This window comes from Pseudomonas capeferrum, assembly GCF_013523055.1.
GTDB classification, from domain to species: domain Bacteria; phylum Pseudomonadota; class Gammaproteobacteria; order Pseudomonadales; family Pseudomonadaceae; genus Aquipseudomonas; species Aquipseudomonas capeferrum_A.
Genome location: NZ_JAAMQM010000005.1, coordinates 1 through 21,588 on the forward strand (window position 1 = coordinate 1; position 21,588 = coordinate 21,588).

General features: G+C 60.6%; 16 protein-coding genes. 13 read left to right on the top strand and 3 right to left on the bottom strand.

Going from position 1 to position 21,588, the window contains the following annotated elements; translation table 11 throughout:
• Positions 1–3,685 (bottom strand): retention module-containing protein (locus G7009_RS06965; RefSeq protein ID WP_181129182.1); only part of this gene is annotated, 3,685 nt, incomplete at its 3' end.
• Between the two features lie 942 nt (positions 3,686–4,627).
• Between G7009_RS06965 and G7009_RS06970 the strand changes: the two genes are divergently transcribed.
• From G7009_RS06970 to G7009_RS07000, 7 genes are all read left to right on the top strand, one after another.
• On the top strand, positions 4,628–4,927 hold the full coding sequence (locus tag G7009_RS06970) for a hypothetical protein (protein WP_181129183.1): 300 nt from the start codon (positions 4,628–4,630) through the stop codon (positions 4,925–4,927).
• Positions 4,917–7,073, top strand: coding sequence for a type I secretion system permease/ATPase (locus tag G7009_RS06975; RefSeq protein ID WP_181129184.1), 2,157 nt, complete (start codon positions 4,917–4,919; stop codon positions 7,071–7,073). Before G7009_RS06970 ends, G7009_RS06975 begins: the two co-directional genes overlap by 11 nt.
• 7 nt (positions 7,074–7,080) lie before the next feature.
• Positions 7,081–8,439: an HlyD family type I secretion periplasmic adaptor subunit gene (locus G7009_RS06980; RefSeq protein WP_181129496.1), complete on the top strand. Its 1,359-nt coding sequence runs from the start codon at positions 7,081–7,083 to the stop codon at positions 8,437–8,439.
• A 252-nt stretch (positions 8,440–8,691) separates the two neighbouring features.
• Entirely contained in the window at positions 8,692–9,591 is a 900-nt protein-coding gene (locus G7009_RS06985) for a TauD/TfdA dioxygenase family protein (RefSeq protein WP_181129185.1), read from the top strand.
• A 16-nt stretch (positions 9,592–9,607) separates the two neighbouring features.
• Positions 9,608–10,627 (top strand): ABC transporter substrate-binding protein, encoded by a 1,020-nt coding sequence (locus tag G7009_RS06990; RefSeq protein ID WP_181129186.1) that lies wholly within the window; start codon positions 9,608–9,610, stop codon positions 10,625–10,627.
• A gap of 5 nt (positions 10,628–10,632) precedes the next feature.
• Positions 10,633–11,496 carry an ABC transporter ATP-binding protein gene (locus tag G7009_RS06995; protein ID WP_181129187.1) on the top strand — a complete coding sequence of 288 codons (864 nt, stop codon included), beginning with the start codon at positions 10,633–10,635 and terminating at the stop codon, positions 11,494–11,496.
• 15 nt (positions 11,497–11,511) lie between these two features.
• On the top strand, positions 11,512–12,375 hold the full coding sequence (locus G7009_RS07000; protein ID WP_181129188.1) for an ABC transporter permease: 864 nt from the start codon (positions 11,512–11,514) through the stop codon (positions 12,373–12,375).
• Positions 12,376–12,385: 10 nt separating this feature from the next.
• Here the strand turns inward: G7009_RS07000 and G7009_RS07005 are convergent, their stop codons facing one another.
• Positions 12,386–12,949 (bottom strand): WYL domain-containing protein, encoded by a 564-nt coding sequence (locus G7009_RS07005; RefSeq protein ID WP_181129189.1) that lies wholly within the window; start codon positions 12,947–12,949, stop codon positions 12,386–12,388.
• Positions 12,950–13,155: 206 nt separating this feature from the next.
• On the opposite strand from G7009_RS07005, the gene G7009_RS07010 reads away from it, so the two are divergent.
• Positions 13,156–13,968, top strand: coding sequence for a tetratricopeptide repeat protein (locus G7009_RS07010; RefSeq protein ID WP_181129190.1), 813 nt, complete (start codon positions 13,156–13,158; stop codon positions 13,966–13,968).
• Positions 13,969–14,382: 414 nt separating this feature from the next.
• Here G7009_RS07010 and G7009_RS07015 read toward each other — a convergent pair whose 3' ends face one another.
• Positions 14,383–14,547 (bottom strand): rubredoxin, encoded by a 165-nt coding sequence (locus G7009_RS07015; protein WP_181129191.1) that lies wholly within the window; start codon positions 14,545–14,547, stop codon positions 14,383–14,385.
• Between the two features lie 1,362 nt (positions 14,548–15,909).
• On the opposite strand from G7009_RS07015, the gene G7009_RS07020 reads away from it, so the two are divergent.
• The 5 genes from G7009_RS07020 to G7009_RS07040 are packed head-to-tail and all read left to right on the top strand — an operon-like array spanning position 15,910 to position 20,948.
• Positions 15,910–16,362 carry a MarR family winged helix-turn-helix transcriptional regulator gene (locus G7009_RS07020; protein ID WP_181129192.1) on the top strand — a complete coding sequence of 151 codons (453 nt, stop codon included), beginning with the start codon at positions 15,910–15,912 and terminating at the stop codon, positions 16,360–16,362.
• Positions 16,359–18,446 (top strand): FUSC family protein, encoded by a 2,088-nt coding sequence (locus G7009_RS07025; protein WP_181129193.1) that lies wholly within the window; start codon positions 16,359–16,361, stop codon positions 18,444–18,446. Before G7009_RS07020 ends, G7009_RS07025 begins: the two co-directional genes overlap by 4 nt.
• Positions 18,443–18,655, top strand: coding sequence for a DUF1656 domain-containing protein (locus G7009_RS07030; RefSeq protein WP_008096887.1), 213 nt, complete (start codon positions 18,443–18,445; stop codon positions 18,653–18,655). The genes G7009_RS07025 and G7009_RS07030 overlap by 4 nt, the downstream gene beginning before the upstream one ends.
• Positions 18,652–19,527 (top strand): efflux RND transporter periplasmic adaptor subunit, encoded by an 876-nt coding sequence (locus G7009_RS07035; protein WP_181129194.1) that lies wholly within the window; start codon positions 18,652–18,654, stop codon positions 19,525–19,527. Before G7009_RS07030 ends, G7009_RS07035 begins: the two co-directional genes overlap by 4 nt.
• On the top strand, positions 19,524–20,948 hold the full coding sequence (locus G7009_RS07040; RefSeq protein WP_181129195.1) for an efflux transporter outer membrane subunit: 1,425 nt from the start codon (positions 19,524–19,526) through the stop codon (positions 20,946–20,948). Before G7009_RS07035 ends, G7009_RS07040 begins: the two co-directional genes overlap by 4 nt.
• Positions 20,949–21,588 lie beyond the last annotated feature (640 nt).

Genomic DNA, 21,588 nt, shown 5'->3' on the forward strand with positions numbered 1-21,588 from the left:
CGGTCTGGCCCGCGGCGATCAGGACCTTGTCACCATTGGTCAGGGTGACGGTGAGGTCACGGTCCAGGACCTGGTTGACGCGCACGGTGAAGACCGGCTGCTGGGCTTCGGTGACATTGCCGTTGCTTTCAATAATGACGGCTACGTTATCGATACTGTCATTAATAACAGTGCTGACTGGAGCTGGGTTAGGCACCAGGTTCTCGAAGTTGCCACCGGTGACGCCAGTGATCGAGGTCGAAACGGTGCTGCCGTTGTTGTAGACGTCATTGGCCGGCGTCTGGAAATCAACGCTGCCGGTGGTCTGACCTGCACCCACGGTGACGGTCTGGCCATTGGACAGGGTGACGGTCACCGGCGTTTGCGCCGGGTTGGTCAGGGACACGGTGTAGGTGATTACACCGCCTTCGGTGACGCTTGGCGTCGCGCTCAGGGTCGCGGTAGTGGTGTCGATCGAGTCGCCGATCACGGTCTGCGCCGGGACCGGGTTCGGTACCAGGTTTTCGAAGTTGCCACCGGTAGCGCCGGTGATCGAAGTCGAAACGGTGCTGCCGTTGTTGTAGACATCATTGGCCGGCGTCTGGAAATCAACGCTGCCGGTGGTCTGACCCGCGCCGACGGTGACGGTCTGGCCATTGGACAGGGTGACGGTCACCGGGGTCTGCGCCGGGTTAGTCAGGGTCACGGTGTAGGTGATCACCCCGCCTTCAGTGACACTTGGCGTCGCGGTCAGGGTCGCGGTGGTGGTGTCGATCGAATCGCCGATCACGGTCTGCGCCGGGACCGGGTTCGGTACCAGGTTCTCGAAGTTGCCGCCGGTAGCGCCGGTGATCGAAGTCGAAACGGTGCTGCCATTGTTGTAGACGTCATTGGCCGGCGTCTGGAAATCAACGCTGCCGGTGGTCTGACCCGCGCCGACGGTGACGGTCTGTCCATTCGACAGGGTCACGGTCACCGGCGTCTGCGCCGGGTTGGTCAGGGTCACGGTGTAGGTGATCACCCCACCTTCGGTGACGCTTGGCGTCGCGGTCAAGGTCGCGGTGGTGGTGTCGATCGAATCGCCGATAGCGGTTTGCGCCGGTGTCGGGTTCGGCACCAGGTTCTCGAAATTGCCGCCGGTAGCGTCGGTGATCGAAGTCGAAACGGTGCTGCCGTTGTTGTAAACATCGTTGGCCGGCGTCTGGAAATCAACGCTGCCGGTGGTCTGACCCGCGCCCACGGTGACGGTCTGGCCGTTCGACAGGGTGACGGATACCGGGGTCTGCGCCGGATTGGTCAGGGTCACGGTGTAGGTGATCACCCCGCCTTCGGTCACCGACGGCGTCGCCGTCAAGGTCGCGGTAGTGGTGTCGATCGAGTCGCCGATAGCGGTTTGCGCCGGGACTGGGTTCGGTACCAGGTTCTCGAAGTTGCCACCGGTAGCGCCGGTGATCGAAGTCGAAACGGTGCTGCCGTTGTTGTAGACATCATTGGCCGGCGTCTGGAAATCAACGCTGCCGGTGGTCTGGCCTGCACCCACGGTGACGGTCTGGCCATTGGACAGGGTCACGGTCACCGGCGTCTGCGCCGGATTGGTCAGGGTCACGGTGTAGGTGATTACACCGCCTTCAGTCACCGACGGCGTCGCGGTCAAGGTCGCGGTGGTGGTGTCGATCGAATCGCCGATCACGGTCTGCGCCGGGACCGGGTTCGGTACCAGGTTCTCGAAGTTGCCGCCGGTAGCCCCGGTGATCGAGGTCGAAACGGTGCTGCCGTTGTTGTAGACATCATTGGCCGGCGTCTGGAAATCAACGCTGCCAGTGGTCTGACCTGCACCCACGGTGACGGTCTGGCCATTGGACAGGGTGACGGTCACCGGCGTCTGCGCCGGGTTGGTCAGGGTCACGGTGTAGGTGATTACACCGCCTTCGGTCACCGACGGCGTCGCGGTCAGGGTCGCGGTGGTGGTGTCGATCGAGTCGCCGATAGCGGTCTGCGCCGGCGCCGGGTTCGGTACCAGGTTTTCGAAGTTGCCACCGGTAGCGCCGGTGATCGAAGTCGAAACGGTGCTGCCATTGTTGTAGACGTCATTGGCCGGCGTCTGGAAATCAACGCTGCCAGTGGTCTGGCCTGCGCCCACGGTGACGGTCTGGCCATTGGACAGAGTCACGGTCACCGGCGTTTGCGCCGGGTTGGTCAGGGTCACGGTGTAGGTGATTACACCGCCTTCGGTGACGCTTGGCGTCGCGCTCAGGGTCGCGGTAGTGGTGTCGATCGAGTCGCCGATAGCGGTCTGCGCCGGCGCCGAGTTCGGTACCAGGTTTTCGAAGTTGCCACCGGTAGCGCCGGTGATCGAAGTCGAAACGGTGCTGCCATTGTTGTAGACGTCATTGGCCGGCGTCTGGAAATCAACGCTGCCAGTGGTCTGACCCGCGTCGACGGTGACGGTCTGACCGTTCGACAGGGTGACGGACACCGGGGTCTGCGCCGGATTGGTCAGGGTCACGGTGTAGGTGATTACACCGCCTTCAGTCACCGACGGCGTCGCGGTCAAGGTCGCGGTGGTGGTGTCGATCGAATCGCCGATCACGGTCTGCGCCGGTGCCGGGTTCGGCACCAGGTTCTCGAAGTTGCCACCGGTAGCGCCGGTGATCGAAGTCGAAACGGTGCTGCCATTGTTGTAGACATCGTTGGTCGGCGTCTGGAAATCAACGCTGCCAGTGGTCTGACCTGCACCCACGGTGACGGTCTGGCCATTGGACAGAGTCACGGTCACCGGCGTTTGCGCCGGGTTGGTCAGGGTCGCGGTGTAGGTGATCACCCCACCTTCAGTCACGCTTGGGTTGGCGGTCAGAGTTACCGTCGTGGTGTCGATGGTGTCGGTGATCTGAGTAACCGCCGGGGTATCATCGACAGTGACGGCCAGGCCGCCGCCAGCAGTACCGGTAACGGTGGCCGAAACCTCGCTAGCGTCGTTATAGACCGTGTCGTTGGGGGCGACTTCGAAATTGGCCGTGCCAGTGTTCTGTCCGGCCGCAATGACGATCACTGCCCCATTGGACAGGGTCACGGTCAGGTCGGTAGTCGGTGCCTGGCCTACGTTGGCGGTATAAACGATGACGCCACCGGCCTCGGTGATCGAAGGGGTGGCGCTCAGTACGAGGGTGGTCGCAGCGTCAGGTGTCGGGGTTGGCGTAGTGACCGTCGTCGCATTGACGGTATCTACCGCGCCCACTTCCTCGGCGTCCAGCGCTTGGGTGAAAGCCAGGGGCTCTGTCGGGAAGCCGATAGTGGGGTCTACCACACCGGCGGTTTCCTCCAGCAATACAAAGGTATGACCGCCGCCTGCGGCGCCACCATTACCTGGCGTACCAGCACCGGCGGCAGGTGCCTCGAGCTCGGTGGTCGGGTCGGCGCCCGCAGCGATGGCTTGTTGCAATTCGTCAACTGACGGCGCGGCCTGGGCCGTGGCGGCACTCAGGTCGGTCACGCTGTCGGGAGTGTCGGCACTCCATTGGGTATCACGGCCCAGGTCGAGCACGCGACCATCAGCCAATTCGAGGGTCACGGCGCCGCCAAGGCCGGTCAGGACCTGCTCGCCGGCGAAAATCCGATCGCCCTCGATGAGGACACGGCGGACGCCTTCTGGGGAAACTGCGATGACTTGGCCAACAATGCTTTTGACGATGGCAACAACACTGCTCATTGGAATCTCCGGGTGACCCGTTCAGTTGGCTTCCATGCCCAATCGGCGCTTTGGGGGCCGCGTGCTGATGGAATTATTTCAATAAAGTTTTGACGCTTATAGGCGTCAACATTATGACTATAAGTTTTAGCTATTAAGCTTATCGCCAAAGTATTGACCTTGATAAGGTCATCGTAAACAATCGGCAACGTAATGTCACATTGATATTTGGGGGTTCCGGTCACTCTTTTGACCAATGCCAATAAGTCACGGATCCTTTCCGACGCATGGTTCTATCCGTCTACGCGCCAAGCATCCCAAAACGCGCTGACAGGGCAATTCAACGCAGGCGCTCCCATGAAGGACAAAGCCTGAAGCGGTTGACTGAGACGGTTTTTGGCCGCGCTGTGCGCCTAGAGTTCAGACAAGCATAAACCTTGCCTAAATTGGAAAAGCGAGGCCCTTGCTTTAAACGATCCGACTACTTGATAGCTGTGGCTGTCTCCACCGCTACTGAAGCGGTTTGCTTGTGCAAGGGAATCTTGGACGACTCATAAGCATGTCCACGATTTGTTCGTAAGCGTCAAAAAACCCTTGTCGTATTAGCTGGCACCCGTGTTTTGTCTAATAATTTTTGACACATTTGCGAGATGGGACACTGCAACAAGCTTTGATGGGCTGCTAAAAAGCTCATACATCAAGGGTTAACGAAAGCATGTACTTAATTGGCCTGGCGATTGCAGAGCCGAAAGACGTTCTGAGTACCTCGATGTCGACCCTGATGCATTCGTGATCACGGACTGAAAGCATGCTTGACCTACCCCGGACAGGCGACGGTTGGTGTCGTCCATCTAGCGATGGAGCAGGGCACTGAATTCACAGGTGAGGCAATGTAGAGCTCGGATGCAAGGATGATTAAGGGGCGACGGGGTGCCGTGTACAACGCTGAACGAGCAGGCTTATATGAACGTGAAACTACGGACCGGTTATCAGTCGTCGCCACGCCGGTCGAGCAAGCGGGACAACAGCGATGAAACCTTCACCGCACGGTGTCGTCTGGTAGAGGGAAACACGATTCACCTGTTTACTCGGTATCCAATCGAGGCGACCATTGGCTCCCTGTCCGAGTGCCCGGCGCGTTTCGATCCGTTGGCAATTACCGTGCAGCCCCACCCTGAACCCAAGGCGAACCCACAGGCATCGAGTGAAGTTCGTCTTGAAGAATACATCGCAAGGATGAAGAGAGCGCCGCGTGGAATCTGAAGTCAGTCGAGTTCAACTCAGCCATGATCCACGCAGTCAGCATGACGATCCATTACTGGACAGTCTGCTGAGCCTGTGTGTCCTGCACCAGAAATCTGCCAGTCGGGCAATGCTGACCACGGGGCTACCCTTGCCGTCACAGCGCCTGAGCCCCGAGCTGCTGCCCCGTGCCGCTGCTCGCGCCGGTCTGCAAGGGCGCTTGCTGCAACGCAGGATCGACCAGATCCCAAGCATCGCGATGCCGACCATGCTGTTGCTCAAGGAAGGCCGTAGCGCCGTCCTGCTGGGCTGGGAGAACGAAGACACCGCACGCCTGCTGCTCAGCGAAAGCGATGGCGGCGAGGTGCACGTCAGCCGCCAGGCACTGCTGGACGACTACAGCGGCCGGGTGTTCTTCGCCCAGCCGCAGCACAAGTTCGATGTCAATCATGGCAACCTGATTCCGCGCGCCCGCTCGTGGTTCCGCGATACCTTGATGCGCAGCCGCTGGCTGTACATCGATGCCATTGCTGCCAGCCTGGTGATCAACCTCATTGCGCTGGCCGCGCCGCTGTTCGTGATGAACGTCTATGACCGCGTCGTTCCCAACCAGGCCACCTCGACCCTGTGGGTACTGGTGGTAGGGATATCCGGCGCCTATGTATTCGATCTCATCCTCAAAGGCTTGCGTGGCCTTTGCCTGGACCTCGCCGGCAAGAAGACCGACCTGATCATCTCGGCCACGCTCTTCGAGCGCATCGTCGGCATGTCCATGAAGTATCGTCCCGCGCGGGTAGGCAGTTTTGCCCAGAACATCCACGAGTTCCAGGGGCTGCGCGACTTCCTCGCCTCGCTGACCCTGACCAGCCTCATCGACCTGCCATTCACCCTGCTGATCCTGATGGTCATCGCCATCATCGGTGGGCATCTTGTCTGGATTCCCATCCTTGCCTTCCCATTGGCGCTGGGCATCGGCTATGCATTGCAGAAGCCCCTGATGGCGACCATGGAGCGGACCATGGCGCTGGCCTCGGAGCGTCAGTCCAGCCTGATCGAGACGCTCGCCGGCCTGGACGCGGTCAAGGTCAACAACGCCGAAAGCGAGCGCCAGTACATGTGGGAGCAGACCCTCGGTACGCTCAGCCGCCTGGAGCTGCGGGTCAAGGTGCTTTCCAGTCTGGCGATGAACATCACCATGCTGATCCAGCAACTGGCTGGCGTGGCGATGATCTGCGTGGGCGTGTACCTGATCATCGACGGCAGCCTGTCCATGGGCGGCCTGGTCGCCTGCTACATGCTCAGCGGCCGTGCCCTCGGGCCGCTGGGCCAGCTCAATGGCCTGCTGGCTCGTTACCAGCAGGCCAAGGTCACGATGACCGCGACCGACCAGATGATGGAGCTGCCACAGGAGCGCAACTTCGAAGAGCGCCCGCTAAGCCGCCAGGTGTTGCAAGGTGCCATTGAGTTCCGTGGCGTCGACTTCACCTACCCCAACCAGCAGAACCAGGCGCTCAAGGGCATCAACCTGAATATTCGCCCGGGCGAGAAGATCGGCATCATCGGCCGCAGCGGTTCGGGCAAGAGTTCGCTGGCCAAGCTGATCGTCGGCCTTTATGAAGCCGACAACGGCTCATTGCTGGTCGATGGGGTGGACATCCGCCAGATCGATGTCAGTGAGCTGCGCCACAACATCGGCTACGTGCCCCAGGATATCCAGCTGTTGGCCGGTACTTTGCGTGACAACCTGGTGAGCGGAGCACGGTACATCGAAGACGAGCTGATCCTGCAAGCCGCCGAGCTGGCTGGCGTCCATGAGTTTGCCCGCCTGCACCCCGATGGCTATGAACTGCAAGTGGGCGAGCGAGGCCAGAATCTCTCCGGTGGCCAGCGTCAGAACGTTGCTCTGGCCCGCGCCTTGCTACTCAACCCGCAGATCCTGCTGCTCGATGAGCCGACCAGCGCCATGGACAACACTGGCGAGGAGCGTCTGAAGCAGCGCCTGCAAGCGATCATCGAAAGCAAAACCGTATTGCTGGTCACGCACCGTGCCTCGTTGCTGTCGCTGGTAGACCGCCTGATCGTGATCGATCGTGGGCAGATAGTCGCGGACGGTCCGAAAGCCGCCGTCATGGATGCGCTGAAGAAGGGGCAGATCAGTGTTGCATAAGCTCGATATGGGGCAGTTCAAGGACAACCTGCGACGCTATTTCAAGGGCTCGGAGTCGCTCAGCGGCCAGCCTTTGCCGGAGGTCAACAAGGCGCTCATCGAGGACGCGCCGCGCATCGTGCGGTTCACCATCTGGGGCGTGATCAGCTTCTTCCTGTTCCTGATCGTCTGGGCCAACTTCGCCGAGGTCGATGAAGTCACCCGTGGGGACGGCAAGGCCATTCCATCCTCCAAGGTGCAGAAGATCCAGAACCTGGAGGGCGGCATTGTCGCCGAGATCTTCGCCAAGGAAGGGCAGATCGTCGAGATCGGCGATCCTCTGCTGCGCCTGGACGATACCCGTTTCGCTTCCAATGTCGGCGAGACCGAGGCCGACCGCCTGGCCATGGCCATGCGCGTGGAGCGGCTCAGCGCCGAGGTGGAAGACCGACCGCTGAAGATCGAGGAAGAGTTGCGCAAGGTTGCCCCGAGTCAGGCGGCCAACGAAGAATCGCTGTACCAGAGCCGCCGTCAGCAACTGCATGACGAAGTCGCCGGACTGCAAGAGCAACTGGTCCAGCGTCAGCAGGAGCTGCGCGAGTTCTCCTCCAAGCAGGGGCAATACCGTAACAGCCTGCAGCTTCTGCGCCAGGAAATCGCCATGTCCGAGCCGTTAGTGGCCCAAGGCGCGGTTTCTCAGGTCGAGATCCTGCGGCTGAAGCGGGCCGAGGTAGAGAACCGTGGCCAGCTGGATTCCACCTCGCTGGCGATCCCGCGAGCCGAGGCGGCCATCCGCGAGGTCCAGAGCAAGATCGACGAAACCCGCGGCAAATTCCGCAGCGAGGCCCTGACGCAGCTCAATGAGGCACGTACCGAGCTCAACAAGGCCACCGCTACCGGCAAGGCTCTGGGTGATCGTGTAACCCGTACCATGGTCACCTCGCCGGTTCGCGGTATCGTCAAGCAACTGCTGGTCAATACCATCGGTGGAGTGATCCAGCCGGGCAGCGATATCATCGAGATCGTGCCTTTGGACGATTCGTTGGTGATCGAAGCCAAGATTCGTCCCCAGGACATTGCCTTCCTGCATCCAGGCCAGGAGGCCACGGTCAAGTTCTCCGCCTACGACTACACCGTCTACGGTGGACTCAAGGCCAAGCTCGAACAGATCGGTGCCGATACCATCACTGACGAAGACAAGAAGACCACCTACTACCTGATCAAGCTGCGCACCGATCGCAGCCACCTGGGTAGCGACGAGAAGCCCTTGCTGATCATCCCTGGCATGGTTGCCACGGTGGACATCATGACCGGCAAGAAGACCATCATGAGCTATCTGCTCAAGCCGATCATCAAGGCCCGCACGGAGGCGTTGCGCGAACGCTGAGCTCCTTGGAGCACCGCCTGCAAGACTTCATCGAGTACTTGTGGGCGTTCTTTCCTCGCCGATGAGGGTTGTAAACGCCGCATATCTTTATTCTTTAAAGATATTTAAAATCTTCTACTTATGCATTTATAGTTCATCCCACTGCGTACCCGCCGACCAATCGGCGCGCCGCACGACTCGAACCGACACGGGATCCCCGTGAGTTTCTGATCGTTGCGCGCCGTTGGGTCGCGCACTGCGTGGGAGTGAATCATGTCAGCCGCCTCGAACGCCTTGTCGTCCAACGACAGCGCACAGTCGCAAACCTTCGAAATCCGTACCTGGCCCGGTGCCGTCGGCGCCGAGATCATCGGCCTCGACCTCGCCAGGCCGGTCAACGTCGAGGATTTCGGCCGTATTCATCGTGCGCACCTGGACCATCACGTCCTGGTCATGCGCGACCAGCGCATCACCCCCGAACACCAGATTGCCTTCAGCCGCCGGTTCGGCGAGTTGCAGATCCACGTCCTCAAGCAGTACCTGCTTGCCGGGCATCCGGAAATCCTGATCGTCTCCAACATCGTCGAGCACGGTCAGAACATCGGGTTGGGCGACGCGGGAAAGTTCTGGCATTCCGATCTCTCCTACAAGGAGCTCCCCAGCCTGGGGTCCATGCTGCACGCCCAGGAACTGCCGAGCGAAGGCGGGGATACCCTGTTCGCCGACATGCACAAGGCCTGGGAAGCGGTACCTGACGCACTGCGCAAGATCGTCGAGGGCCGCCAGGCCGCGCATTCCTATACCGCTCGCTATGCCGAGACCCGTTTCGAAGGCAACTGGCGCCCGACGCTGACAAGCGAGCAATTGGCACAGGTAAAGGAAGTCGTCCATCCGGTCGTCAGGACCCACCCGGAAACCGGACGCAAGGCGTTGTTCGTCAGTGAAGGCTTCACTACCCATATCCTCGGCCTGCCCCAGGACGAAAGCCATGACGTGCTACAGCAGCTCTATGCCTTGAGCGTGCTGGAAGAGAACATCTACCGCCACCGGTGGCAGCCACACGACCTGGTGTTCTGGGACAACCGTTCGCTGATTCACCTGGCGGCCGGTTGCCCCGCGCACCTGCGGCGCAAGCTGTATCGCACCACCATCCAGGGCAATGCCCCGTTCTGACGTCCGAGGAAACATCATGCGCAAATCCATCAGTCGCCTGGCGGCAAGCATTGGCCTGGGCGCGAGCCTGATCGCCGGCAGCCTGGTCGCACCCAGCGTCGCCCAGGCCGAAGGCAAGATCCGCATTGCCGAGCAGTTCGGTATCGTCTATCTGCTGCTCAACGTGGTACGCGACCAGCAACTGATCGAGAAGCATGGCAAGGAGCAGGGCGTCGATATCGAGGTCGACTGGGCGCAACTGTCCGGAGGCGCCGCCATCAACGATGCGTTGCTGTCAGGTTCCGTGGACATCGCCGGGGCCGGTGTCGGCCCGCTGCTTACGGTGTGGGATCGCACCAAGGGGCGGCAGAACGTCAAGGCCGTTGCCTCGCTGGGCAACTTCCCGTACTACCTGGTCAGTAGCAATCCGAACGTCAAGACCATCGCCGATTTCTCCGACAAGGACCGCATCGCCGTGCCTGCGGTCGGGGTATCGGTGCAGTCGCGTTACCTGCAATACGCCGCCGCCAAGCAATGGGGCGACAAGGAGTACGCGCGCCTGGACAAATACACCCTGGCCGTCCCACATCCGGATGCCACTGCGGCTCTGTTGGCGGGCGGTACCGAGCTGAACGCGCATTTCTCCAACCCGCCGTTCCAGGATCAGGTCCTGGCCAACAAGGACGTGCATGTGGTTCTGGACAGCTATGACCTGTTCGGCCCGAACTCGCCTACCTTGCTGTTCGCCACCGAAAAGTTTCGCAAGGACAACCCCAAGACCTACAAGGCGTTCATCGACGCCCTCGCGGAAGCCGCGGACTTTGCCCAGAAGGACAAGGCTGCCGCCGCAGACACTTATATCCGCGTGACCAAGGCCAAGATCGATCGCCAGGCGTTGCTCAAGATCATCGACAACCCTGAATACGAGTTCACCGTCACGCCGAAAAACACCTATCCGCTTGCCGAGTTTCTCTACAAGGTCGGCGCGATCAAGCACAAGCCGCAGTCGTGGAAGGATTACTTCTTCCAGGATGAGCGCCCGCTGCAGGGGAGCTGAAGACCATGACCGTCCCATTGCCAGGCCACGCGGTCAGCAACCTGAGCCGTGTCGATACGCCACCGTTGCTTCAGGTGGACAACCTCAGCCTCGAATACCGCACCGCGCAACGCGTGGTGCGGGCAACCCACCAGGTCGGTTTCGAAATCGACCGCGCCGACCGTTTCGTGCTGCTCGGCCCTTCCGGGTGCGGTAAATCCACCTTGCTCAAGGCCGTAGCGGGCTTCATCGCCCCGAGCGAGGGGCAGATCCTGTTGGAAGGCCAGGCGGTCGAAGGCCCCGGGCCTGATCGCATCGTGGTGTTCCAGGAATTCGATCAACTGCCGCCGTGGAAGACGGTGAAGCAGAACGTGATGTTCCCGTTGCTGGTATCGGGTGTCCTCAAGCGTCCCGAAGCAGAAGAGCGTGCCTTGCACTACCTGGAGAAGGTCGGCCTGGGGGCCTTTGCCGATGCCTATCCGCACACGCTGTCCGGTGGCATGAAGGCACGCGTGGCGATTGCGCGTGCCTTGGCCACGCAGCCGAAGATTCTGCTGATGGACGAGCCTTTCGCCGCCTTGGACGCGCTGACCCGTCGCAAGATGCAAGAGGAGTTGCTGCTGTTGTGGGAGGAGGTACGTTTTACCTTGCTGTTCGTCACGCACTCCATTGAGGAAGCACTGGTGGTCGGCAATCGCATCCTGCTCCTTTCGCCTCATCCGGGCAGGGTGCGCGCCGAAGTTCACAGCCATCAATACGGTCTTGGCAGCCTGGGCAGCAGCGACTTCCAGGCCAGTGCCCAGCGTATTCACCGTCTGCTGTTCGATGAGGCTTCGGTGCCCGAACAGGCACCCGATCTCGATTTCGGCGATATCCGCATCGCCTACTGAACCGGAGCTACCGCCATGACCACTACACCTGTTCGCCAGGAGTACGAGGTGCAGCTGGAACCTTTGCACAGCGTCCCGCTGGAACGCCGCCTGCCACTCGCCCAGCGGCTATGGCAACTGGGCTGGCTGCGCAAGGCCGTGATCCTCGTGCTGCTTGCCGTTGTCTGGGAGGGCATTGCCCGTTATCAGGACAACGACCTGCTACTGCCCAGCTTCCTGCAAACCGCGGTCGCCTTGTGGGATGGACTGGCCAGTGGCGAGTTGCCGGCCAAGGTCGGGGTGTCGCTGATTATACTGCTCAAGGGTTATCTGCTAGGGATCGTCCTGGCATTCGGCTTGACCAGCCTGGCCGTGTCCACACAGTTCGGACGGGATCTGCTGAGCACTCTGACCTCGATGTTCAACCCGCTGCCCGCCATTGCCCTGCTGCCTCTGGCGCTGCTGTGGTTCGGCCTGGGGGATAACAGCCTGATCTTCGTTCTGGTGCACTCGGTCCTGTGGGCGCTGGCGCTCAATACCTATGCCGGGTTCCTCGGCGTGTCGGAAACCCTGCGCATGGCCGGGCGTAACTATGGGCTGCGAGGCTTGCGACTGGTTCTGCACGTCCTGGTGCCGGCGGCGCTACCTTCGATTCTTTCCGGGCTGAAGATCGGCTGGGCGTTTGCCTGGCGGACATTGATTGCCGCGGAACTGGTATTCGGTGCCAGTAGCGGCAAGGGAGGGCTGGGTTGGTACATCTTCCAGAACCGCAACGAACTGTATACCGACAAGGTATTCGCCGGATTGGCCGTGGTGATCATCATCGGCCTGCTGGTGGAAAGCCTGGTCTTCGACAACCTCGAACGTCTGACCGTGCGTCGATGGGGCATGCAACGCTAGGGGCAAGCCGTCAATTATCCTCGCGGTACAAGTCCGCGGCCTTGCTCAGGGTGCGGGCAATCTCTTCTCGCAGGCTCTGAGGTTGCTCGACCACCAGGCTGTCGCCCTGGCTCAGCAACCACCAGCGCAAGGGCCAGCTGTCGCTGACCATGGCGCGCAGACGGTGGCCTTGTTCCAGTGCCATGAGCTGCATGTCGGCGGTCAGTGGCGACTCGCGCAACTGGCGAGCGAGGGTGTCGTTGATCCAGGCCTGGAGCTCCATGCCCTCTGCCTGCTCTACCAGCAGCGCATCGTTGCGCAGGTAGCCCTGCAGATCGAAGGTACCGCGCAATTCACCGCCGGCAGTGGCCGACCAGTGCCAGCCGAACGGGATGCTCTTGTCATTGCGTTCCAATGGGAAAATCAGCGACAACTCATTGAGGTCGCGCTCGACCGTACGCTTGCTGACCGTGAAACCCACATCGCGCAGGCGCCAGACCAGTTCGGCGCTGGTGATTCCGGGAGAGCGGCCGGGTAACTGGCGTAGCAGGGCCCATTGGCGGCTGAGGGTGGCGCGAGTAGTGGCGAAGGGCAAAAGATAACGTCCTTGTCTAGGCTTGCCGCATAAGCATGGCGGCAGTCGCGAGGCATGGCAATTAGCCATTCCAGCTCAGATCAAGGAAGTCGCGATTGGTTGCCTGGCATTGATTCGTTCGCGACAGGTTTTGACGTAGCCTCGCGCAGAATCAGGCCTCAGCGCAGCTGCCGTGGTCGGCTGTGGGTCGTTCAATGAGGATGAACATGTCTGCTGTCAGCAATATCCATTCGCTGCTTGAGCGTCTTCTACCCGAGCGCATCGTTCCGGCCCAGGCTCGCCCAGAAAGGGGCCAGCGCATGTTCGCAGGTGTTGGCATGCCCAGCCAACGCGCCATCCTGGGCGAGAGCTTCAGTCTGGTCAATCGGCTCGACGAAGCGGTCGATGTGCAAAGTGTCTTCATCGATCTGCGTCGCCAGGCGCTGGACGGAAGCGTGGCAGCGCTCAACGACCTCGGATGGATCTGGCTCAATGGCAAGTACTGGCATGCCGATCCATCGCTGGCCAGCCACCTGTTGCGCATGGCAGCCCTGCAAGGCAGCGCGGCCGCGTGGTTCAACCTGGGGCAGCAGCACTACTTCGGCAAGGGCATCGGGATCTCCTATACCCAGGCTGCGCAGCACTATCAGCAGGCATTCGAGCGAGGCATGGCGCATGCGGCAGCAGCGCTGGGCGATCTGTATGAAGAGGAAGTCTGTGATTCGGTAGTGTCGTGGCAAGTCGATCCGGTCGAGGCGTACCAGTGGTTCCTGCGTGGAGCGCAACGAGGCGATGCGCGCTGTCGTTTCGAGGCAGGGTACCGGCTGCTGCATGGTCTGCATGTGGAACGTGATTCGCGTGCGGCGTTGTATTGGCTGGAGTTGGCCGCCAGTGCAGAGGTGATGCAAGCGGCCGAGGAGCTTGCCGTGCATTTAAGCGGCAGAGATCGCGTGCGTTACCAGGAGTGGCGCGACAAGGCGATCCAGATGGGGAGCACGCTGGCGTTGACGATGAAGCTGGAGGATCAGTTGCAGGGGTAGGGGATTGTGTTTTAGGAGGAGATCAAGCACCGCTCGCGTGGAGGAACTCAGGTCGCCGAGCCGCCGCTTTTCCTGGGTTCAGCTAAGTCGATAAGTTAGCGCTTGTCTATAAGAGTTCGCTGGTTGCCCCACCGCCGTGCTGTCGCGTAGCAAACAGGGTGCGAATGGCTCTAGATTTGCGCTGAAGCTGAGAGGTTGAAAAGTATTCGGCAACTGATCCGTTGGGCCCAGTCACCGAATGTTGCTATCCAATACACGGGATAGAGGCCGTAACCAGCACTAGTGTGCAGCATTGCTCCCGAATGAAAAAGTGGTGCAAATGGCATTGGCGTGGATCCCTGTCGGCACAGCGTGGTGTGACCATGCGATAGAAGAGTGCCGCTCAACATTTTGGGTTAATGGAATGTGCCGATGTCATTCGAAATCGCTTTTCGGCATCTGGCAATCAGGGCAAAGCCAAGATTCATCTAAATCTTCCCAGGCCGTACCTGCGGGAACACCATGTTCAGGGTCGCCGTTCTTAGGGTTATATTCATATCCGCATACAGTACAAGTTTTAATGCTTTCGTTATTTTGCATTATGATACCCAATTAATTATAAGGTTACTGTTGAAATTATTCCTGCGGCACTCAGCACGAACCCTATAATCGCGCCCCGTTGTGGGATTCTTTGAGCATGGCATAGATTACGATGGGCTCCAATATCAGTAGTAGGGTTAAAGATGCCACTGTTACCATCCAAATGTTGCCTGTGGCTTGATAACCAAACCAATAAGAAAAAACCAAGCTAATCCCAGCGATAGAAATCCAAATCATAGGTTTAAGAAACATGCTAGGGGCATCTGGAAATTTCCCTGGAAGTTTTGCAGTATACACGTCGCTATAAATGGTGAGGATTTCTCCGAAAATCATGAGTGCAAGTGCAAGTGCAAGTGCAAGTGCAAGTGCAAGTGCAAGTGCAAGTGCAAGTGCAAGTGCAAGTGCAAGTGCAAGTGCAAGTGCAAGTGCAAGTGCTAGAGCTAGAGCTAGAGCTAGAGCTAGAGCTAGAGCTAGAGCTAGAGCTAGAGCTAGAGCTAGAGCTATGTAATATTCCTTTTCACTTGTGCCTCTTATGCAATATGGATAAAATTTCTTCGACTATGTTGGTGTTGAGCTCTTCCTTGCTCAACAGAAAATGAGGGCCATCATGATCAAATAGAAAAGTATTTTTATAATCTGCACCTTCAAAGCTTGAGATCACCCTTAAAACATTTTCAGCTTTGTGGAGTTCGCCGACATGATAATTTTTTAAGATCTTTACTGCATTTCCAAAGTGTATAGCTTCGTCCGCTATTAGGTTTTTATCCAGCTTGTAAAGCCGGGAAGTCCAAAGCCATCATAACTGTATCTTTTTTATAGGTTTTTACGGATACGTATTCATCATAAGCAAACATTAAGAGTAGATTAAATTCCTACAAATTTTTCTTTTCAGTTAGAAAAGGTTTTCCCTAAGGATGGCTGTTGACGGAAAACTCGTTTGATCTTGGAACTGTCTACTGCAGGGCTTTCAGTGCTCTAAGCGATATACCTGTGAAAGCTCTACAGGAGAATCCAGGCTTGCAGCATGACTGCAAATGCTTCCAGTTACGCCCAGATTGGCAGCTGTATTCCTGTTGCCCCGCAAAACATTCGTCATTCTTGCTTAAGGCTGTCTCAGCCAGCCCAATGTGTTCTGGCCCACAGGCTCCTTTTTACAGAGCCAAGCGACCTATTGGGCGGTATCCGAAGAACGCCCACGGGGCTGAACTCAAAAGCCCTAACATCCACCGGTGAAGCCCCCTAAGCAGGCGTTGTGCATCTCACGACAAGACGCCCTGCATTCATCACCTCCGGTTGACGACAGGGGGAGGGTTGGCAGTAATATAGATAGTTAGCAAACTATGAATCTGCCCGGTCCTCTTCATGTCCCTCGATGCACTGCAACTGAACGTCAGCAGCGGCTTGGTCGTTGCCGCCCGCCACTGGCGGCGGATCTGTCAGACGACGTTGACCCACTATGGAATCTCCGAAGCCTGTGCCGTGCCGTTGCTGATGATCGTGCGTCTCGGTGATGGCGTGCATCAGGTGGCGGTCGCCCAGGCCGCCGGTATGGAAAGCCCCTCCCTGGTACGGTTGCTCGATCAACTCTGCAGGGCAGGCTTCGTCTGCCGCAGCGAGGATCCGCTCGACCGGCGCGCCAAGGCGCTGAGCCTGACTGCCGAAGGCCGAGCCTTGGCCGAGTCGATCGAGGCCAAGCTTGTGAGTCTGCGTCGTGAAGTCTTGCAGGGCATCGACCAGGCGGATCTCGAAGCCACGCTGCGGGTGATCCATGCCTTTGGCGAAGCCAGCCAGCGTACGCCCGGGACGACGGCATGAGCGGGTTCTTCAGCTCGGTCCCTCCCGCGCGCGACTGGTTCTATGGCGTACGCACCTTCGCGGCGTCGATGATCGCCCTGTATATCGCCCTGCTCATGCAGCTGCCACGTCCGTATTGGGCGATGGCGACGGTCTATATCGTCTCCAGCCCCTTCGTCGGCCCTACCAGCTCGAAGGCGTTGTACCGTGCCTTGGGCACTTTGCTCGGTGCCGGCGGGGCGATCTTTCTGATACCGCCGCTGGTGCAGTCGCCGCTGCTTCTGTCGATCGCCATCGCCCTGTGGACCGGGACCCTGTTGTTCCTCTCGCTGAACCTGCGCACGGCCAACAACTATGTGTTGATGCTGGCCGGTTATACCCTGCCGATGATCGCTCTGGCGGTCGTGGACAACCCGCTGGCGGTGTTCGACGTGGCGTCGTCCCGGGCTCAGGAGATCTGCCTGGGCATCGTCTGCGCGGCGGTGGTCGGCGCGATTTTCTGGCCACGTCGGCTGGCGCCGGTAGTGGTGGGCTCCACGGGCAACTGGTTCAACGAGGCGATCCGCTACAGCGATACCTACCTTGCCCGCGATGTGGAGACCGACAAGGTGGGCACCCTGCGTGCCTCGATGGTCGCCACGTTCAACAGCCTGGAGTTGATGATCGGTCAGCTCGGTCACGAGGGCGCGGGCCCGCACACCTTGAAGAACGCCCGCGAATTGCGTGGGCGGATGATCCACCTGCTGCCGGTGATCGATGCCCTGGATGACGCTCTGGTCGCTCTGCAAGGTCGAGCCCCAGAGCGATTCGCGCAGATCCAGCCGCTGCTGACCAAGGCTCGCGAATGGCTACAGGCCAGCGCCCACGACGCCTCGATAGCCCGCTGGTCCGCTCTGCGCGATCAGCTCGAGCGCTTGCAGCCCAGCGCCGCCGCACTCGACCAGCGCCCCGAACTGCTGCTGTCCAACGCCCTCTACCGCCTCACCGAATGGGTCGACCTCTGGCAGGACTGCTGCACTCTCCAGCACGCCCTGCGCACGGACGATGCCACCCCTTGGCGCGCGGCCTACCGCCACTGGCGCCTGGGTCGCCTGACGCCGTTCTTCGACCGCGGCCTGATGCTCTATTCGGTATTTTCCACCGTCATCGCGATCATCGTCGCCTGCGGCCTGTGGATCGGCCTGGGCTGGAGCGACGGCGCCAGTGCCGTCATCCTCGCCGCTGTCGCCTGCAGTTTCTTCGCCGCCATGGACGACCCGGCACCGCAGATCTACCGGTTCTTCTTCTGGACCATGCTGTCGGTGATCTTCTCCAGCCTGTACCTGTTCCTGGTGCTGCCCAACCTGCATGACTTCCCCATGCTGGTACTGGCCTTCGCCGTGCCGTTCATCTGCGTCGGCACCCTGACCGTGCAACCGCGCTTCTACCTCGGGACCCTGCTGACCATCGTCAACACCGCCACCTTCATCAGCATCCAGGGCGCCTACGACGCGGATTTCTTCACCTTCCTCAACGCCAACCTGGCCGGCCCCGCAGGGCTGCTGTTCGCCTTCATCTGGACCCTGGTGGTACGCCCCTTCGGTGTCGAGCTGGCCGCCAAGCGCATGACCCGCTTTGCCTGGCGCGACATCGTCGAGATGACCCAGCCGGCAACCCTCGCCGAACAGCGCCATGTCGGCGTGCAGATGCTCGACCGCCTGATGCAGCATCTGCCACGCCTGTCGCAGACCGGCCAGGACAGCGGCGTGGCATTGCGCGACCTGCGCGTGGGCCTCAACCTGCTCGACCTACAGGCCTACATGCCGCGAGTCGGCGAGCAGGCTCGCGAGCGCCTGCGGACCGTCATCGAGGAAGTCGGCGCTCACTACGCCCAGTGCCTGCGCGCGGGGGAACGCCTGCACGCCCCGGCGGCGCTGCTGCGCAACATGGAGCGCGCGCGCCAGGGCCTGGCGCTGGATGACCTGCACGATCGCGGCGATGCCCGCGTTCACTTGCTGCACGCCTTGAGCGGCCTGCGCCTGGCGCTGCTTCCTGGTGTCGAAGTGATGCTCGAGCCGAGCGAACAACCGCAACTGCCGCAAGGCATCGACGGAGCCCCACTGTGATCGGAGAACTGGATATCAGCGGGGTCTTCCTGCCCACGCTGCTGGTGATGATGGTCTGTACCTACCTGCTGTTCCTGGGCGTGCACGCCGTGTTGGTGCGCCTGCATTTCTACCGCCTGGTCTGGCACCGGGCGCTGTTCAACGTTGCCCTGTACGCCGTACTGCTTGGTGCGGTGGATCACTTTTGCCGAAGCCTGATGCTGCCATGAAAAAACCTTTGTTGACCCTGGGCCGTGTGGTCCTGACCTTGTTGGTGGTGACCTTCGCGGCCGTACTGGTCTGGCAGATGGTCGTGTACTACATGTTCGCTCCCTGGACCCGCGACGGCCATATCCGCGCCGACGTGATCCAGATCGCTCCGGATGTCTCGGGCCTGATCCAGAAAGTGACGGTGCGTGACAACCAGGTGGTCAAGCGCGGCGACGTGCTGTTCACCATCGACCAGGACCGCTTCAGCCTGGCCCTGCGCCATGCCCAGGCGACCTTGAGCGAGCGTCAGGAGACCCTCGCCCAGGCTGCCCGTGAAGCCCGTCGCAACAAGCGGCTGGGCAACCTGGTGGCGGCCGAGCAGCTCGAGGAGAGCCAGTCCCGCGAGGCCCGCGCCCGCTCGGCGGTGAACGAAGCCCAGGTGGCTGTCGACAGCGCCCAGCTCAACCTCGACCGCTCGGTGGTGCGCAGCCCGGTGGACGGCTACCTCAATGACCGTGCGCCACGGGCCCACGAGTTCGTCACCGCTGGGCGGGCCGTGCTGTCGGTGGTCGACAGCGCCTCGTACCACGTCGATGGCTATTTCGAAGAGACCAAGCTCAGCGGCATCCATATCGGCGACGCCGTGGACATTCGCGTGATGGGCGATGACACGCGTCTGCGTGGCCACGTGGAGAGCCTGGCCGCGGGTATCGAAGACCGCGACCGCAGCAGTGGCGCCAATCTGCTGCCCAACGTCAATCCGGCCTTCAGCTGGGTACGGCTGGCCCAGCGTATCCCGGTGCGCATCGCTTTCGACGAAGTGCCGGAAGACTTCCGCATGATCGCCGGGCGCACCGCGACGGTCTCGATCCTCGAGGGTCAGCGTCCATGAAACGCCTGATGCTGCTGGGCTTGAGCCTGTCACTGGGCGCCTGCCAGATGGTCGGGCCGGACTACCACGTGCCCGAGGATGCGGCGGTACAGCGCAGTGACCTGCAAGGCCAGCTGCGCCAAGATGCCGATAGCGTCGTCTCGGCGCCGGTGCCGGAAGACTGGTGGCAGCTGTATCAGGACCCGCGACTCAACACATTGGTGCGCCAGGCCCTGGGCGCCAATACCGAATTGCGCGTGGCTGCGGCCAACATCGCCAAGGCCCGCGCACAGCTTGAAGTGGCCCAGTCGCAAGGCGGCTTCGGTGGTGGCGCAAAGGCCACGGCGCAGCGCTTGCAGGAGTCTGGCGAAGCCTTCCTGCAGCCAGGAAAAGTGCCGGTGGCGAACATCGGCGAGGCGATCATCAGTGCTTCCTACCAGTTCGACCTGTGGGGCACCTTCAAGCGCGGTACCGAAGCGGCTCAGGCCAATGCCGATGCTGTGCAGGCTGCGGCGGATACCGCACGCATCACGCTGGTGGCCGATGTGGTCAAGGCATACACCCAGGTGTGTTCGGCCAATGAAGAACTGCACATCGCCCGTGAATCGCTGGGCTTGCAGGAGCAGAGCGTGCAGCTCAACCAGCGCCTGCGTGATGCAGGCCGTGGCGATGAAACCCAGGTAACCCGTTCGCAGACCCAGTTCAAGTCGCTGCGTGCCGAGTTGCCGCGCTTCCAGGCTGAGCGTGAAGCCGGCCTGTATACCCTTGCTGCGCTGCTGGCCAAGCCGGTCGAGCAACTGCCAGCTGGCACGGCCGAATGCGCCGAGCTCCCGCACCTTGGCCAACTGGTCCCGGTCGGCGATGGCGCCGCGCTGCTCAAGCGCCGCCCCGATGTGCGCCAGGCGGAACGCCAGCTGGCTGGCGCCACCGCCACCATCGGCGTGGCCACCGGCGCGCTGTATCCGAATATCAGCTTTGGTGCCCAAGTGGGCACCATCGGCATCCTTGAGAACCTTGGCGAGCCGTCGACCAACCGCTGGGGTTTTGGTCCGCTGGTGAGCTGGACCATTCCTACCAATGGCACCCGTGCGCGAATTCGTGAGGCTGAAGCTTCGACGCAGGCGGCGCTGGCACATTTCGATGGGGTAGTGCTCAACGCCCTTCGAGAGACCCAGACCCGCCTGGCGCAGTACAGCGCATTGCTGGATCGGCGTGATGCGTTGGCCGAGGCTGAGCGCTCTGCCAAGGAAGCGGCGGACCAGACTCACCGGTACTTCCAGGCGGGACGTGAATCATTCCTGGCGGACCTGCAGGCGACCCGGACCTATACCGAAATGCGTGGGCAGCTGGCGGCGGCGAATAGCCAGGTGGCTATGGGGCAGATTGGCGTGTTCCTGGCGTTGGGTGGGGGATGGCAAGGGGGGGCTCAGGACAGTCATTGAGCGATGCCTGCTGTCATTGGCCAGATGGCTTTGGCCCTTGAGACGTTCTGTGAGGCTTATGGCCTCGTCGCGGGTCAAGCCCGCTCACCACCGGTGCGCGGTGTCAAGAAGCATGTTCGATGTAAGGTCAACATGGCCCAGTGGTAAGCGTCGCGGGTCAAGCCCGCTCACCACCGGGGCGCGGTGTCAGGAAATATGTATATGTTCGATGTGAGTCAACATGGCCCAGTAGTGAGCATCGCGGGTCAAGTCTGCTCACCACGGTGCGCGGTGTCAGGAAATATGTTTGATGTGAGGTCAACATGGCCCAGTGGTGAGCATCGCGGGTCAAGCCCGCTTACCACCGGGGCGCGGTGTCAGGAAATATGTTTGATGTAAGGTCAACATGGCCCAGTGGCGAGCGTCGCGGGTCAAGTCTGCTCACCACGGTGCGCGGTGTCAGGAAATATGTTCGATGTAAGTCAACATGGCCCAGTGGTGAGCGGGCTTGTCCCGCGACGAGGCCATGAGCTTCACAGAAGACCTGCGAGATGACAGATAAGCTACGGCTCCTTTATTCCGTTAACTGAATGGAAATGAGTCAACCCGTAGATCCCTCTTTAGCTATGGCATCCGTTCAGGACGTAGCTGTTTTCCGAAG

Bases quoted from the DNA above. Each gene is read 5' to 3' on its own strand.
- G7009_RS07040 (WP_181129195.1), top strand. From the start codon at position 19,524: ATGAAACGCCTGATGCTGCTGGGCTTGAGCCTGTCACTGGGCGCCTGC.
- G7009_RS07035 (WP_181129194.1), top strand. From the start codon at position 18,652: ATGAAAAAACCTTTGTTGACCCTGGGCCGTGTGGTCCTGACCTTGTTG.
- G7009_RS07015 (WP_181129191.1), bottom strand. From the start codon at position 14,547: ATGCAAAATAACGAAAGCATTAAAACTTGTACTGTATGCGGATATGAA.
- G7009_RS06990 (WP_181129186.1), top strand. From the start codon at position 9,608: ATGCGCAAATCCATCAGTCGCCTGGCGGCAAGCATTGGCCTGGGCGCG.
- G7009_RS06980 (WP_181129496.1), top strand. From the start codon at position 7,081: ATGGGGCAGTTCAAGGACAACCTGCGACGCTATTTCAAGGGCTCGGAG.
- G7009_RS06970 (WP_181129183.1), top strand. From the start codon at position 4,628: ATGAACGTGAAACTACGGACCGGTTATCAGTCGTCGCCACGCCGGTCG.
- G7009_RS07000 (WP_181129188.1), top strand. From the start codon at position 11,512: ATGACCACTACACCTGTTCGCCAGGAGTACGAGGTGCAGCTGGAACCT.
- G7009_RS06995 (WP_181129187.1), top strand. From the start codon at position 10,633: ATGACCGTCCCATTGCCAGGCCACGCGGTCAGCAACCTGAGCCGTGTC.
- G7009_RS07025 (WP_181129193.1), top strand. From the start codon at position 16,359: ATGAGCGGGTTCTTCAGCTCGGTCCCTCCCGCGCGCGACTGGTTCTAT.
- G7009_RS06985 (WP_181129185.1), top strand. From the start codon at position 8,692: ATGTCAGCCGCCTCGAACGCCTTGTCGTCCAACGACAGCGCACAGTCG.
- G7009_RS07020 (WP_181129192.1), top strand. From the start codon at position 15,910: ATGTCCCTCGATGCACTGCAACTGAACGTCAGCAGCGGCTTGGTCGTT.
- G7009_RS07010 (WP_181129190.1), top strand. From the start codon at position 13,156: ATGTCTGCTGTCAGCAATATCCATTCGCTGCTTGAGCGTCTTCTACCC.